Raw genomic sequence first — 16212 nt, 5'->3', positions numbered from 1 at the left:
GTGTCTGCTTAACACTATTGTTGTGACTATATCTTTTTGTTGATAAACTTCGCCAGTTTCTTGCCGGCAATAGCATAGGATTCTGCCAAACGGGTACCGGTATCAAAATCGTATCCGCCGAAAGTACGACCAGGTGCATCATTCACCGTCAGCTTTGCCAATACCTTGCTGTTATCTGTGGCGTCTACAATGAATACTTCCGCATCGATGTAGGCATTCTTACGCATCACACCCACATTCCAACCCGGCTCAATAAAAGTGGTATGAAAAATCAGGGTGTATTTGGCGTTCTTGTATTTACCTATTTTCAGGTCGCCGTGCTCATTAAACAGCTCATGAAATTTAGGCTCAAAACGCCTGTTGCGGTCAGATTTCCAGGCTTTGGCCCAGGTATCGCCACGACCGCTTTCTTTTTTGTTGTACTCTTCTACTTTTTTGGCAATGTAGTCGTCTTCGTTATCGAATTTACCAACACCGAGACTGTCGTAGGTATACAGTACATTCAGTTTGGTTTCTCCTTTCAGTACAGAAAGGTCGCCTTCTGTCAAACGGATTTTCTGTGCAAAAGTGGTGAGGCTGACAGCCGTTAACATTAACAGTGACAAAGCTTTAGGGATAAACTTCATATTATGAATTTTGCGTAAAACTATAACAATTACGCCTATCCGAACTTATCAGGCATAAAAAAATCAGGTCAGCCATTCTGCCGTATAAAATCAGCCTATCGCCTGCTGATCCACAGAAATTATTGTTAACTTTAGTAACATGCTGCACGATGCTTTATATACCTACCTGCGCCGTGAATGCGATGCCCTTGGCGAAGCATGGCACCAGCTCCGGCAAAAGCCCGGAGATGCTACCGCCATTCATGAAATACGGGTAGGTATCAAAAAGATCAAAGCCTTTTTTGCATTGGCAGCAGCACTGCCTGGCTATTCACTCCGTACCGGCAAATACCTGCATACGTTAAAGCTGATACAGGCTATCGGCGGCACTTCGAGAGATGCCCAGCTGAAAACCAAACAGCTGCAGCCCTATGAGAAACAGGTAGCATGGCGGTTTTCCATCGCACATCTCCTACTCAAAAACAAACTGCACGATGGTGGCACGCATCTGCAACATACCTTAAAACATACCACGCTCAAACAGCTGGATAAACTACCGGAAAAATTTCGGGAAGCCATTGCCGATACAGATCCCATAGTAGCTACCACAGTGTTGCTCCGCCACCTGACAGCGCAATATGCGGCGATACAACCGCCGGCTGGCCGCGCCCATCATACGGTCTGGCATACCCTGCGCAAAAACGTGAAAACCCTCTATTATCAGCTAACGATACTGGCGCCTGCTATCCCGGCCTCCAAAGAGCTGGATCGCGTGACGGCACACATTAAAAAAGCAGGAGAATTATTAGGTAAGTGGCATGATACCAGCGAGCTGCTGTTGTTTGTAAAAACAAGTATTGCCGAAGTAAAACAGGAGAAGATACCGTTACCGGTTCGCAGTGGAACGCTGCTGAAACTGTTGCAGCAGGATACCCGGCAACAGCTGGCACAATGTAAAACACATCTGCAACAAGGATCAGCTTTTGACTTTACGGTGTAAACCCAAAAGCCGACCCGGTTTTATTAATCTATACTTTCTTCCCCACAATACGCCATCACTGTTTCAAAGATAATAGCGGCGCCCAGTTTGGCGGTGCGGTTATCAATATCGAGTGCAGGGTTCAGTTCTGCTACATCTACTCCGGCTACTTTGCCGCTTTGCAGGATGGTGCGGTAGCATTGCAGAAAGAGTCCGCCCGGCCAGATGCCGTTAAATGCCGTTGCGCTTACACCAGGTGCAAAAGGCGCGGCAAAAACATCCAGGCAGGTAGTCAGGTATATGCGGTCTGTCTGCCGCAGGAAATGCTGTATAGCTGCCAGCAGGGTGTCTTTATCCTGCAGGTGAAAAGCGTCTGCACTCACATAGGTAGCCCCGGCTTCTCCCGCTATATTGAATAGCTGACGGGTATTGCCGTTTTTCTGAATACCCAGTGCCAGGTAGTTAAAGGGTTCGCCGGCTTGTTTGCAATCCTGTGCCAGTTGCCAGAATCCGGTACCGGAGCTGGGGCCTTCTTCACCCGGAATACGGATATCGAAGTGTGCATCAAAATTGATAAAACCAACGCGTTCCTTGCGGCCTTTTGCGTAGGCACGGATACCACTGGCATGCCCATACGTAATTTCATGTCCGCCACCCAGTAATACCGGTAAGTAGCCGGCTTTCAGGATGGTTTGCACGGTATTGGCCAGCGTTTGCTGAGCGCTTTCCAGGTCGCCGTTGGCGCACAGGATATCGCCGGCATCCAGCAATACTGTATCCGGCTGCAGGTGAGCGGGAAATCCGGCGATGGCCTTACGCAAAGCAAAAGGGCCGGCAGCAGCGCCGGTTCTGCCTTTGTTGCGGCGCACCCCTTCATCGCAGGCGAAGCCCACAAACACAATCCCTTTTTCATGGGCGGTGAGAGCCGGCAGCGACGCCTGTAACAGGTCTACTGTTTTTATCACCTGATGCCAGCGCAGCAGGTCCGGCTCCGTACCATCGGTACGGCCCGTCCAGGTGGTAGCAGCAGTGGGCTGGTAGTTATCTTTTGTTATCATAAATTACTTTACTGGTTCTCCTTTTTTCCAGACAATAGCTGGTTTCATCTTACCCTGATAATACAAAATATCGCGGTAATCTGCGGTAGGATATGCCTGCAGGTCTGCTACAAATCCGGCCTGCAGTTGTCCGGCATCCCGGATTTCCAGGGCAGGTGCAGCTCTTACCGTTAATGCAGCCAGTACTTCTGCAGTGGATAATTTTTCTGCGGCGCTCATCACAGCTGCCTGTATCAGTAAATCACCCATGGGTGCAGAACCCGGGTTCCAGTCGCTGGCGATGGCCACACTGGCGCCTGCATCCAGCAGTTTACGGGCAGGTGCATACTGCATACCCAGTCCCAGTGAAGCGCCCGGCAATACTACCGCTACGGTATCTGATTTTGCGAGCAAGTTAATTTCTTTTTCGCTGCTGGCCTCCAGGTGGTCGGCAGACAAAGCGCCTGCTGCTACTGCTACTGCGGAACCGCCAGCGCTGAACTGGTCTGCATGCACGGTGGCGGCAAAACCCAGCTGCCGGGCTTTATGCAGGAAGTCGGCTGCTGCTGGTGCGGAAAAGGCTGTTTCTTCAATAAAGATATCTACGCGATTGGTCAGTTGTTCTGTCTTCAACACGGGCAACAGTTCCTGAATGATCCAATCGAGGTAAGCTTCTTCTGTACCGGTGTAATCACGGGGTTTCATGTGGGCGGCCAGACAGGTAGGTACCAGCGTCGCTTTTGTATACATGGATGCCCGTTGAATAGCCCGCAACATTTTCAGTTCACTGTCGAGGTTCAGGCCGTAGCCACTCTTTACTTCGATGGTGGTAACACCTTCCAGCAGGTGCCGGTTGGCGCGGGCAATGGTATTTTCTACCAGGGTAACGGTATCGGCTACACGTGTTTTAGAAACCGAGTCCCAGATACCGCCGCCGGCACGGGCAATTTCCAGGTAGGTTTTACCGGCAATACGCATCGCGTAATCGCGGTTGCGGGTGCCGTCGTAACAAATATGTGTGTGGCAGTCGATGAATCCGGGCAGTAATACCATCGGGGTATCGATGAAAGCCAGTTCACTGGCCGGGTATTGTTGTTGCAGGGAAAGGTATTCCCCTACGGCTACTATTCTGCCCTCCTCTACTACAATTCCACCTTTCTCAATTACTGTCAGTTGCTCATCCTGCAGTGCACCTTTCAGGGATAAGCCGGTCATGGGCAATATTTGGGCAAAAGGTCCTATCAGTAACATACTTGCAGCTTTGTGTTTCCGACGGCTGGTAAGTAATGAGCCGGCGGAAAACCGTTAAAAATAAACAATGCCGCCAGCGATATCCCTGCATAACACGGACTAACGCTGACGGCTACTGTGAAATTAAATATGAACAGCGATGCCAAATTTATCGGCCCACTCCTGTGCTTTTTCATACCCTGCATCTGCATGGCGGAAAATACCCATAGCCGGATCGTTGAACAGTACTCTGCTCAGACAGGCTGCTGCGCGGTCGGTACCATCTGCCAGTACCACCATGCCTGCGTGCTGGGAATATCCCATCCCTACACCACCACCGTGGTGGAAAGATACCCAGGTAGCGCCGCCGCCGGTGTTGGACATCAGGTTCAGTAAAGTCCAGTCGCTTACTGCATCGGAGCCATCTTTCATGGATTCTGTTTCCCGGTTGGGAGAAGCTACAGAGCCACAATCCAGGTGGTCGCGGCCAATCACGATCGGCGCTTTCACCTTTCCGGTTCTCACCAGTTCATTGAAGATCAGACCGGCTTTCTCACGTTCGCCCAGGCCCAGCCAGCAGATACGGGCAGGTAAGCCCTGGAAGGCTACTTTTTCCTGCGCCTGTTTCAACCAGTTGATCAGGTGCGTGTTTTCCGGGAATGCTTCCATCAGTGCGCGGTCTGTGGTATAGATATCTTCCGGATCGCCGGATAAGGCTACCCAGCGGAAAGGTCCTTTTCCTTCGCAGAACAGCGGACGTATATACGCCGGCGTGAATCCCGGGAAGTTGAAGGCATTTGGTTCGCCACCTTCTTTCGCGAATTCGCGGATGTTGTTGCCGTAGTCAAAGGTGATAGCGCCTTTCTGTTGTAAGGTCAGCATCAGGCCTACGTGACGGGCCATGCTTTTCAGCGACAGCTGCTTGTAGGCAGCAGCATCGCTTTTACGCAGTGCCAGTGCAGCTTCCAGCGACATGCCATTCGGTACATATCCGTTGATAGGATCGTGTGCAGAAGTCTGGTCGGTGAGAATATCCGGGATGATATTGTCTTGCAGTAATCTTTCCAGCATATCGCCGGCATCACTTACCAGTCCGATAGAGAGGGCTTCTCCTTTTGCCTGGGCTTCCTGCGCCCAGCGGATCGCTTCCTCATAGGAGTAAGTCATGCGGTCGATATAACGGGTATCTATTCTTTTTTGTATACGGGTAGGATCAATGTCTGCACCCAGGAATACCGCACCCGCCATGGTTGCTGCCAGTGGCTGCGCGCCGCCCATACCACCGATACCGGCGGTTACCAGCAGCTTTCCTTTCAGGTTGCCGTTAAAGTGCTGACGGCCGCATTCCATAAAGGTTTCATAGGTACCCTGGAGGATGCCTTGTGTACCGATATAGATCCAGCTGCCGGCAGTCATCTGACCGTACATCATCAAACCTTTTGCACGCAGGTCATTGAAATGCTCCCAGGTAGCCCATTTGGGTACGAGGTTACTGTTGGCCAGCATCACGCGTGGCGCCTGCGGATGCGTGCGTACAATACCTACCGGTTTACCGGATTGTACGAGCAGGGAATGCTCTTCATCCAGGTCGAGCAGGATTTCAATAATTTTCTGCAGGGATTCGCGGTTACGCGCTGCCTGACCGATACCGCCATATACTACCAGTTCATCCGGATTTTCTGCTACTTCCGCATCCAGGTTGTTGAGTAACATGCGCAGCGGAGCTTCCGTCTGCCATGATTTAGCGTGGAGGGTAGCACCATGTGGTGCTTTATAATGCGGATGTGCCGCGAATGCCTTAATAAAGTCCAAACTGGTCATGATAGATTCCATTTAAAGGTAATTGATGCTGAGCGGCGGCCTCGTTGGCAACGCGCACCAGTGATTGATCGGCAACGATTTGGTGTAAAGCTGCTATATCGTTTGCGAAGATGCGGTCTTTGTCTGCGAAGGTTACTTTTTCGCGTGCGTATTTATGTACGGCTTCCAGTACCGGACCGGATTTCATCGGACGGCGGAAATCCACAGCCTGAGCAGCATACAGCAACTCAATCGCCAGTATGTACTCCAGGTTATCGATCACCTGGTTCAGTTTACGGCCGCTGATGGAGCCCATGGATACGTGGTCTTCCTGACCCAGAGAGGTGGGTACACTGTCGGCGCTGGCAGGGAAACACAGGGTTTTGTTTTCTGTTACCAGGGCGGCAGTGGTGTATTGCGGAATCATGAAACCGGAGTTCAGACCGGCGTCGTTGATGAGCAGTTTAGGCAGGCCATATCTGCCTTCAATCATCATATAACAACGTCTGTCGGAAATATTACCCAGTTCCGCAGCCGCTACAGTAGCGTAATCCAGCGGCAAAGCCATTGGCTGGCCGTGGAAGTTACCACCGCTGATAGTATCGGTAGCGCTGAAGATGATCGGGTTATCTGTGACAGCATTCAGTTCAATAGTGGTTAATTCCAGCAGGTGCAGCCAGGCGGTGCGGGAAGCGCCGTGTACCTGTGGCATACAACGCAGGGAATAAGGGTCCTGTACGCGGCCGCAGTCTACATGCGATGCCATGATCTCCGAGTTATCCAGCAATGTTTTCAGGCGGTGTGCTACCAGCTGATTGCCGGGGAACGGACGGATGGCATGTAAACGCGGATCAAATGGTTTGGCAGTACCCATCAGGCCTTCCAGGGATAAGGCACCGATAATATCGGCAGCTTCCAGTGCGTTGTGCAGGCGGTGTACCGCTTTCACGGCGAAAGACAGAATGAACTGCGTACCGTTGATGAGTGCCAGGCCTTCTTTCGGACCCAGTACTACCGGTTGCAGGTTTTCCTGCTGCAGTACAGCCTGCATATCAGTTTTCTGTCCTTTATACCATACATGGCCCAGGCCTATCAGTGGCAGGAACAGGTGGGATAAAGGGGCGAGGTCGCCGGAAGCGCCTACAGAGCCTTTTTCCGGTACCAGTGGCGTTACCTTGTTTTCGATATGCCAGATGATACGTTCCAGGGTAGTCAGGGCAGCACCGGAATAGCCTTGTGCCAGCGCATGTACCTTGGTGATGAGCATAATACGGGCTACTTCTTCCGGAATACTTGCGCCTACGCCTACGCTGTGGCTTTGCAGGATATTGTACTGCAGGGCGCGGGTATCTTCTTCCGAAATTTTGGTATCACATAACGGACCAAAGCCGGTGTTGATGCCGTATACCGTGGTATGCTGCGATACGATGGTTTGTACATAACCATGGCTGGTTTGTATGCGGGCAATGACTTCTGGTACCAATATCCCTTTTATTTTTCCGGCGGCAATGTCTATTGCTTTACCTACCGAAAGGGTATCTATACCATACTTAAAGATATCACTCATGATTAGTTGATTTATCTGGTGTATGATGATTTACAATTGTGCTTTAATCCTTGCTGACAGCGGTTGCTGTGATACGGCCTGTTCTATCTGTGCAATGGCTGCCAGGAGTTGCTGACTTTGTTTGTTTTCAGATACCAGCGTATCCATAGCGCCGGAAATAGCTTCCCATATGGGTTGTATCTGTTGCAGCAGTTCTTCTCCTTTTTTAGAGAAGGCTACCAGTTGCCGCCGGCCATCTTCCTTGCAGGGAGTGGTTTTCAGTAATCCTTTTTTCTTCAGGTTGGTGACCATCTGGCTAACGGCAGAATGAGATACTTCCAGTTGCTCCGCGATGTCTATCATGGGCATGGGCTGTTGTCTGGACAACAGGTAGAATACCGGAAACCAGCTGGCGTCAAAAGCGATGCCCGCCTCTTCATACACTTTATTCACTTCCATGAGGAAGTATTCACTCAGTCTGCGCAGGCGGCTGCCAAAAACGAGGTATCCTAAACTGTTGTAAAATGACATAGCGGCTATATATTGATGGAGGCCGGAGCAACAGGGTGACTGTTACGCTGGTATCTCCCGGTCAAAATTATGTAAGTACTTATACAATATTACAAAATAATTACGAATCGGAAATTACGGATTACATCCGGGAAAAGACTGCAGGCAGTTACCCCTTTCTCCTATGTAATCCGTAATCTGGTATTCGTAATGTTGTTATCGCGCTTGTTTTGCCTTTTCAGCTGGCTTGCGTTTCACATCGAACCACATCGGGGTCTGGTCTTCTACCTCTCCGTTATAGTTAATAAAAAGCTCTTCGCCTTTTTTAATTTCGCGGCGGGTAATGATACTCATGGTATCTTCTTCAAAATCCATCTCATATTCACAGTTAGGATTATAAGCGTGATTATAGATGGAACAAAAGCCCAAAGCCACACAGGAGCGGGTTTCTCTTACGCCCCAGAGAAAAATATAATTGTGTAATCTCGTCTGATCCACAATCTCGGTATCGTCATTGGAGAGCACCAGCACAGGGGAAGTTTCGATGCGTGTTCCGGCGGGAATGTTCTCTTTAGTAAAGACTCCTCTGCCTTTTCCCTTTGACTTTTCGATATACAAGTACGGCTTTATCATAGCACTATTTCAAAATAAAAGAAGGCGTAAAGTAAACTTAAAGCAGGAAGTTATCAAAATACTGTTTAAAAATTTTAGGTTTGCGGCCCGAAAAATATTTTTTTTGCTTTTAATAAGAACCGTACATATGATCAGTTATAACCCAAAAGAATGGTTTACGTTTATCTTCCGCATCCATAAGGCTGATACGGTGAGGAAACTATTCCCTATGTTTATCGGCCTGTCTATCTACTCCGCTATCATTGCCTGGCTGGAGCTGGAGTTCTGGCAACTATCTTCCAACAGTGAGTTAAAAAACATCTCTATGATGCATGGCCTGCTGGGCTTTGTCATCTCCCTGTTACTGGTATTCCGTACCAACACGGCGTATGACCGCTGGTGGGAAGGGCGCAGGCTATGGGGCACGCTGGTCAACAGCAGCCGCAACCTGGCCATTAAAATTCAAGCCATGCTGCCGCAGGAAAACCAGGCAGCCCGGGAGTTTTACCGCATCATGATTCCCAACTTTGCCTATGGTCTTAAAAATCATTTACGGGCCACCTTTGTGGCAGAAGAGCTACAACCTTTGCCTACAGGGCCTGTACAGGTAACGCCCGCGAAACATGTACCCAATCAGTTATCGCAGCAGCTAACCAGCAAAGCCATGGAACTGCACCGGGAAGGCCAGCTCACGGGCGAACAGCTGATCATTCTCAACAATGAGCTGCAGGCATTTGCCGAAGTATGCGGTGCCTGCGAGCGTATTAAAAATACGCCGATCCCTTTCTCCTACAGTGTATTTATCAAAAAATTCATTTTCTTTTATGTCATGACAATGCCCTTTGGTTATGTATTCAGCCTGGGCTATCTGATCATTCCCATGATTGTATTCATCTTCTTTGTGCTGGCCAGTCTGGAGCTGATCGCCGAAGAGATTGAAGACCCGTTTGGCAGGGACGCGAACGACCTTCCACTGGACGGCATCTGCAGCAATATCCGCTTGCATGTGTCAGAATTATTATAACAACCAGCCCGGCAACGTGGTATTTTAACCTATTTTCGCAAATAGAGTCAATTGTACATGGAAAATGAAGCTTTACTGGAGAAATTCGAGATACTGACAGCCGAAAAAAATTACCGCGAACTGTCGGTATACCTGGATGACCAGTTAATCACGGATATAGCCGAACTTATTCACGAGGTACCTGAAGATGCCGGCGTGATCATCAATACCCTGTCGATCAGCAGAGCGGCAGCGGCTTTCCGTATCCTGGATTTTCCTTTACAGGAAGACGTTATCCGATTGCTGGCCCCGGCCAAAATAGCGGAGCTCATGAACGAGCTGCCGGCGGATGACCGGACTTCCTTTCTGGAAGAGCTGCCCAGTGAAGCTGTGAAAGAACTGATTAAATTACTGGACCCGGAAGAAAGACGGATCACCCTGTCATTGCTCGGTTACCCGGAAAACAGTGTAGGCCGTATCATGACACCCGACTACATTGCTGTACGGGAAGAATGGTCGGTAAAGGAAGTACTGGATTATATCCGGGAACACGGCAAAGACAGTGAAACCATTGATGTAATCTATGTCATCGATGAAAAGGGGCAACTGCTGGATGACTTCCGGATACGGGAATTTCTGCTGGTATCGCCGGACACGGTGGTACATACCCTGATGGATGATCGTTTTGTATCCCTGCATGCCAACGATGAACAGGAAGAAGCTATTCAGGTATTCCGGATGGAAAACCGTGTGGCGCTGCCGGTAGTAGACGACCAGGGCGTATTGCTCGGGATTGTAACCATCGATGACGTGTTGTGGATTGCCAATGAAGAACATACCGAAAACATCCAGAAGATAGGTGGTACCGAAGCCCTGGATGAACCTTACCTGGATATGCCCCTCCTGAAACTGATTAAAAAACGGGTAGGCTGGCTGATTGTATTGTTTATCGGGGAGATGTTAACGGCTACGGCTATGGGATTTTTTGAAGAAGAAATCGCCAAAGCTGTGGTACTGGCCCTGTTTGTGCCCCTGATCATTTCCAGTGGTGGTAACAGCGGTTCTCAGGCATCCACCCTGATTATACAGGCGATGGCCCTGGGTGAGATCACCATCAGCGATTGGTGGCGGGTGATGCGCCGGGAGCTGATATCCGGTATCCTGCTGGGCAGTGTACTGGGTTCTATCGGTTTTATCCGTATCCTGCTGTGGAATTCCTTTTTCCATACCTACGGCGCACATGCTGTACTGATAGGCTTTACCGTAGGCGTATCCCTGATCGGGGTCGTATTATGGGGCACCCTTTCCGGTTCTATGTTGCCGCTGGTACTTAAAAAGTTCGGCGCCGATCCGGCTACGTCTTCAGCGCCGTTTGTGGCTACCCTGGTAGATGTGACCGGTCTGTTGATTTACTTTACCGTTGCCTACGTATTTATGCGGGGTATCCTGCTTTAATAGCATACATAAAAAAATACGCATTCCCAGCGGCGCCTACGGCGGGCAGCCTTTCCGGGAATGCGTATTTTTTTTATCCTTTCTTTCAATAACAGTGTTCCTTCACTGTACTGGCAGCTTTTGTTTTATAGACGATAAATAACCGGTCGTACTCCCGCTCTCCGATGGTATCTGCATGGGGTGTTGCTCTCAGGCTGTGCATAATGGGCACGAGGGTATTGGAATGCCCTACCACCAGAATACGTTTGCCCCAGTCGCCCCGTCGGATCATTTCATACAGCAGGGATTCGCCGGTGGTATCTGCCTGATAGATACAGGTATCCAGGTGCAGGCGGATACGCAGGCTATCGGCTGTTTGTATACTACGGATGTACCGGGTGGTGTAAATTTTAGCGATGGCAGAATCTTTCAGCAGGTGATATAAGGCGCCGGCCCGCTGCTGCCCGGCGAGAGTCAGCGTAGAATCTGGTCCCGGGTTGTTTTCTGCATGACGTACCAGAAAAAAGGTACCTGTGAGGAAGGTAGAATCTTCCGCTACCGGTACTGGTATTCTTGCCGGTGGTTTGGGCTGGCAGCCCGCCAGCAGAAAGAGGGAAAAAAGTATTGGCATCAAGCGCATATGGCAGTATTAAAACAGGTGGCCGCGATACGTCCATCCAAAATATACGGCAATTTATGATTAAACCGTTACATTTATTCCCCAACAAAATAATGAACCACTATGAGAAAATGGGTATTGCCCGCTTTAGTAATTTTATATGTCAACCAGCTTTATGCCCAGCAACCAGGGCCGCTTACTGTAGATAAGATCATGCGGGACCCCAAGTGGATCGGAACTTCCCCTGACCGGGTTTTCTGGGGTACCGATAATCAAACGGTTTACTTTAACTGGAACCCGGAAAAAAGCCTGGATGACTCTTTGTACTATGCCGGCATTAAAAGTACTGCTCCCCGTAAAACAGCAGCCGCTGAACGGGCCGTTATCAAAGCCAGATCCAACGGTGTTTATAATGCCGACCAGACCTTATTAACCTATAGCTACAAGGGAGATATTTATTTACTGGAGATAAAAACCGGGAAAGAAATCCGTATCACCAATACGGTCGCCGTAGAAAGCAATCCCGCTTTCAGTTTCGGCGGTAAACAGCTGGTGTATGAACAAGGCCACAACCTGTATGGCTGGGAAAAAGCTACTGGTCTGACCAGTCAGCTGACCCGCTTCCAGGCAGGCAGCCAACCGGCAGCAGACAAGGCAGATAAAGCTTCCGGCAACGCGGCCGACGCGTCGCTGAAAGCAGATCAGCTGGCACTGCTGGCAGTAGTGCGCGATAAAAAAACAAAGAGTGATGCCGCTTCCGCCTTTGATAAAGCCTATGCGCCGAAGGAACTGCGGACGCTTTATACACAGGACAAAAAAGTACAAAACCTGCAGATCAGTCCTGATGGCCGTTTTATCAGCTACCTTTTATTTAAGGAAGCCAGCGGTGTGCATTACACGATCGTGCCTGAATTTGTGACCGCTTCCGGTTTTACCACCGATATTTCTTCCCGCGATAAAGTAGGTTCACCACAAGGCGCTTTTGAAGCCTTTGTATACGACCGGGAAAAAGATACCGTGTTGCCGATTAAAACCACAGACCTTCCTGGTATCAAAGATCTGCCGGACTACGTAAAGGACTATACGAAAAAAGACAGTGCGGTGGTAAGAAGTGTGATTGTCAACGGTCCCTTCTGGTCTGACCGCGGTACGCACGCTATTGTAGACATCCGCAGCCAGGATAACAAAGACCGCTGGATTGCCCTGCTGGATGCCACCAACGGTACGTTGAAAACCATCAGCCGGCAACGGGATGAAGCCTGGATCGCCGGGCCTGGTATTGGCTGGAGCTTCGGTGGCGCCAACCTGGGCTGGATCGATGAAAATACCTGCTGGTATCAATCAGAAGCAACCGGTTATTCCCATCTGTATACGGCAGCGGTGAACACCGGCGCCAGCAAACAGCTGACCAGTGGCAACTACGAAGTACAGGAAGTACAACTGTCGCAGGATAAAAAATATTTTTACCTGACCACCAACGAAGTACATCCCGGCGAAAAACAATTTTACCGTATCCCGGTAAATGGTGGTAAAGCAGAAAGAATTACCACATTAACAGGTGCGCACGAAGTAAGTATTTCACCAGACAACAAATGGATTGCTTACCGCTACTCTTCTTCCACCAAGCCCTGGGAATTGTATCTGCAGCCGAATACACCTGGTGGCAAAGCCGTACAGGTAACCGATAAATCGCAGTCAGCAGAATTCCAGGCCTATCCATGGCGCGATCCGCAGGTGATCACTTTCACTGCCCGCGACAACCAACCGGTATATGCGCGGCTGTACACACCGGATCCGGCAAAGAAAAACGGCGCTGCTGTGATTTTTGTACATGGCGCAGGTTATCTGCAGAATGCACATAAATGGTGGAGCAGTTACTTCCGCGAATACATGTTCCATAACCTGCTTACCGATAAAGGTTACACAGTACTGGATATTGATTACCGCGGCAGTGCAGGCTACGGCCGCAACTGGCGCACAGGTATCTATCGCTACATGGGTGGTAAAGACCTCGATGATGAAGTGGATGGTGCAAAATATCTGGCAGAAAAATTGCAGGTGGACCCCCAACGTATAGGAATATACGGAGGTAGCTACGGTGGTTTCATGACCCTGATGGGTATGTTTACCAAACCTGGTGTATTCGCTGCCGGTGCCGCTTTACGCTCTGTTACCGACTGGGCGCATTACAATCACGGCTATACGAGCAATATCCTGAATGAACCGCAGACAGATAGCATTGCTTACCATCGTTCTTCTCCCATTTATTTTGCAGAAGGACTGAAAGGCAAACTGCTGATGTGTCATGGTATGGTAGATACCAATGTACATTTCCAGGATATTGTACGCTTGTCACAACGCCTGATTGAGCTGGGTAAAGACAACTGGGAACTGGCGGTTTATCCGGTAGAAGACCATGGTTTCACTACACCGAGCAGCTGGACAGATGAATATAAAAGAATCCTGCAGTTGTTCGAAAACAACTTATTAAAATAATTTACAAATCACATTTGCTATCATGATAGCTGTGTTGTTGGAGATTTTTTATCAACGGATTGACTTATTAAAATAATTAAAAAATGATGCATGAAGCATCACCGCTGCAGACAGTACCAGGGCGGCTATCCGGCGCCAGACAAGTGTTTGCATAGAATGGTCGCTTCATTTATCGTTGCGTAGATTTATTATTCAGGACTTCGTGAACAATGCTATGAATGTTAAGTAATCTTAATTTTCATTTGAATTGTTCGCTGAAGTCCTTTTTTCATTTAAATTGGATTTTTCTTAGATATTAAAAAAACACGCGGCACCATATCTTTATCTTATACAATCTTCACATTTATAAATGTGATTTTAACAATTAATGCGATATTGCAATGATAAACCTCACCACAAATCTTACAACTTTATGTGTGGAATAGTAGCTTATATCGGGCAACGAGAAGCCTACCCGATAGTTTTGAAAGGACTCAAAAGACTGGAATACCGTGGTTACGACAGCGCGGGCGTAGCCATTATCAACAACGGATTACAGGTATACAAAAGAAAAGACAAAGTAGCCGCGCTTGAAGAATATGCAGCCAGCAAAGACATGCGGAGTCATATCGCCATCGGCCACACCCGCTGGGCTACCCACGGAGAACCTTCTGACCGCAATGCCCACCCGCATACTTCCGGTAATGGAAAACTCGCCATGATCCACAACGGCATCATTGAAAACTATGTACAACTGAAACAGGAACTGATTAATCAGGGACATGTTTTTAAGAGTGATACCGATACCGAAGTGTTACTGCACTTCATCGAGGAGATCAAAAAAAATAACCAATGCACGCTGGAAGAAGCCTTATTGATTGCCCTCAAACGCGTAGTAGGGGCATATGTTATTGTATTGATTGATGAAGATAATCCGGATACCCTGATTGCCGCACGTAAAGGCAGTCCACTGGTAATAGGCGTAGGTAAAGGCGAACATTTCCTCGCTTCTGATGCCTCCCCTATCATTGAATACACGAAAGAAGTCGTGTATGTAAATGATTATGAAATTGCCATCATCAAAGCGGATGAACTGATCCTGAAAAATATTTCCAATGAAAGACAAACCCCTTACATCCAGAAGCTCGACATAGAACTGGCTGCCATCGAAAAAGGAGGTTATGCCCACTTCATGCTGAAAGAAATATTTGAACAGCCGCAAACTATTTTCGACAGTCTCCGTGGTCGTCTGGACGCCAAAAATGGCACCCTCACCATGGGTGGTATGCGCGCCTACGAAGAAATTCTCACCAATGCCAAACGCATCATCATTGTTGCCTGCGGTACCTCCTGGCATGCCGGGCTGGTAGCAGAATACATGATTGAAGAATTATGCCGCATCCCGGTGGAAGTAGAATATGCTTCCGAATTCCGTTACCGCAATCCGGTAGTGGGTGAAGGAGATGTGATCATTGCCGTATCTCAGTCCGGTGAAACCGCTGATACCCTGGTAGCGATAGAAAGCGCCAAGGAAAAAGGCGCCATCATCCTGGGTGTATGTAACGTGGTAGGTTCTTCCATTGCCCGTTTATCTCACGCCGGCGCCTATACGCATGCCGGTCCGGAAATCGGCGTAGCCAGCACCAAAGCCTTCACGGCGCAGCTGGCCGTACTGTGCCTCGTAGGTCTGAAAATAGGCATCGAAAAAGGTACCATTACCCAGCAACGTTTCCAGCACCTGCTCGACGAACTGGATCAGGTACCGGACAAAGTGGCCACAGCCCTGAAACTGGACGACCAGATCGTCAGGATTGCCGACAAATACAAAGATGCCCGCGACTTCCTTTACCTGGGACGTGGCTATAACTTCCCGGTAGCCCTGGAAGGCGCCTTAAAACTGAAAGAAATCTCCTACATACACGCAGAAGGTTATCCTGCTGCAGAAATGAAACACGGCCCGATTGCCCTGGTAGATGAAAACCTGCCGGTAGTTATTGTTGCCACCAAAGACAGCTACTACGAAAAAGTAGTGAGCAACATTCAGGAAATCAAAGCGCGTAAAGGCAAAGTCATTGCTGTGGTTACAGAAGGAGACACCACTATTCCGCCAATGGCAGATGACACCATATTTGTGCCGGCTGCAGATGAACTGGTAGCGCCTATCATCTCTGTCATTCCCCTGCAATTACTGGCCTATCACATCGGTGTATTAAAAGGACTCGATGTGGATAAACCACGTAACCTGGCGAAATCAGTAACCGTAGAATAACAGCTCACCACTAGCCCGGAAATTTTCGTATTATTCCTTTGTTTTATCTGCCGGCAACCTGTGCAGGTAAAACAAAGGGATAATACTTTCAGC

The 16212-nt window shown here is 49.0% G+C and carries 13 protein-coding genes; 5 read left to right on the top strand and 8 right to left on the bottom strand.

What is annotated here, in order from left to right; genetic code table 11:
* Window positions 1-26: 26 nt before the first annotated feature.
* Window positions 27-626, bottom strand: coding sequence for a hypothetical protein (locus OL444_RS09800; protein WP_264733393.1), 600 nt, complete (start codon window positions 624-626; stop codon window positions 27-29).
* A gap of 139 nt (window positions 627-765) precedes the next feature.
* Here OL444_RS09800 and OL444_RS09795 point away from each other — a divergent pair, with 139 nt between their 5' ends.
* Window positions 766-1605 (top strand): CHAD domain-containing protein, encoded by an 840-nt coding sequence (locus tag OL444_RS09795; RefSeq protein WP_264733394.1) that lies wholly within the window; start codon window positions 766-768, stop codon window positions 1603-1605.
* A 23-nt stretch (window positions 1606-1628) separates the two neighbouring features.
* On the opposite strand, the gene hutG is transcribed toward OL444_RS09795, so the two are convergent.
* The 6 genes from hutG to OL444_RS09765 all read right to left on the bottom strand — a co-directional run bounded on the left by hutG (window position 1629) and on the right by OL444_RS09765 (window position 8325).
* Entirely contained in the window at window positions 1629-2642 is a 1014-nt protein-coding gene (gene hutG, locus OL444_RS09790) for a formimidoylglutamase (protein ID WP_264733395.1), read from the bottom strand.
* A gap of 3 nt (window positions 2643-2645) precedes the next feature.
* The gene (gene hutI / locus OL444_RS09785) at window positions 2646-3872 is read right to left on the bottom strand and encodes an imidazolonepropionase (protein WP_264733396.1); all 1227 of its coding nucleotides are present in this window, start codon (window positions 3870-3872) and stop codon (window positions 2646-2648) included.
* A 123-nt stretch (window positions 3873-3995) separates the two neighbouring features.
* A complete protein-coding gene (gene hutU, locus OL444_RS09780) occupies window positions 3996-5672 on the bottom strand; it encodes a urocanate hydratase (protein ID WP_264733397.1) in 1677 nt (558 codons plus the stop codon).
* Window positions 5650-7218 carry a histidine ammonia-lyase gene (gene hutH / locus OL444_RS09775; protein WP_264733398.1) on the bottom strand — a complete coding sequence of 523 codons (1569 nt, stop codon included), beginning with the start codon at window positions 7216-7218 and terminating at the stop codon, window positions 5650-5652. Before hutH ends, hutU begins: the two co-directional genes overlap by 23 nt.
* 30 nt (window positions 7219-7248) lie before the next feature.
* Window positions 7249-7728: a MarR family winged helix-turn-helix transcriptional regulator gene (locus OL444_RS09770; protein ID WP_264733399.1), complete on the bottom strand. Its 480-nt coding sequence runs from the start codon at window positions 7726-7728 to the stop codon at window positions 7249-7251.
* Between the two features lie 195 nt (window positions 7729-7923).
* Window positions 7924-8325, bottom strand: a complete 402-nt coding sequence (locus OL444_RS09765; protein ID WP_264733400.1) for an SET domain-containing protein — start codon at window positions 8323-8325, stop codon at window positions 7924-7926.
* Window positions 8326-8467: 142 nt separating this feature from the next.
* On the opposite strand from OL444_RS09765, the gene OL444_RS09760 reads away from it, so the two are divergent.
* Both OL444_RS09760 and mgtE read left to right on the top strand, forming a co-directional pair.
* Window positions 8468-9343, top strand: a complete 876-nt coding sequence (locus OL444_RS09760; protein WP_264733401.1) for a bestrophin family protein — start codon at window positions 8468-8470, stop codon at window positions 9341-9343.
* Window positions 9344-9400: 57 nt separating this feature from the next.
* Window positions 9401-10777, top strand: coding sequence for a magnesium transporter (mgtE, locus tag OL444_RS09755; RefSeq protein WP_264733402.1), 1377 nt, complete (start codon window positions 9401-9403; stop codon window positions 10775-10777).
* 85 nt (window positions 10778-10862) lie between these two features.
* On the opposite strand, the gene OL444_RS09750 is transcribed toward mgtE, so the two are convergent.
* Window positions 10863-11396 carry a histidine phosphatase family protein gene (locus OL444_RS09750; protein WP_264733403.1) on the bottom strand — a complete coding sequence of 178 codons (534 nt, stop codon included), beginning with the start codon at window positions 11394-11396 and terminating at the stop codon, window positions 10863-10865.
* Window positions 11397-11498: 102 nt separating this feature from the next.
* Between OL444_RS09750 and OL444_RS09745 the strand changes: the two genes are divergently transcribed.
* Window positions 11499-13871: a S9 family peptidase gene (locus OL444_RS09745; RefSeq protein ID WP_264733404.1), complete on the top strand. Its 2373-nt coding sequence runs from the start codon at window positions 11499-11501 to the stop codon at window positions 13869-13871.
* Window positions 13872-14283: 412 nt separating this feature from the next.
* Window positions 14284-16119, top strand: a complete 1836-nt coding sequence (gene glmS / locus OL444_RS09740; RefSeq protein ID WP_264733405.1) for a glutamine--fructose-6-phosphate transaminase (isomerizing) — start codon at window positions 14284-14286, stop codon at window positions 16117-16119.
* Window positions 16120-16212 lie beyond the last annotated feature (93 nt).

This window comes from Chitinophaga nivalis (genome assembly GCF_025989125.1).
Lineage (GTDB): Bacteria > Bacteroidota > Bacteroidia > Chitinophagales > Chitinophagaceae > Chitinophaga > Chitinophaga nivalis.
This window is presented reverse-complemented; position numbering and strand designations above follow the sequence as displayed.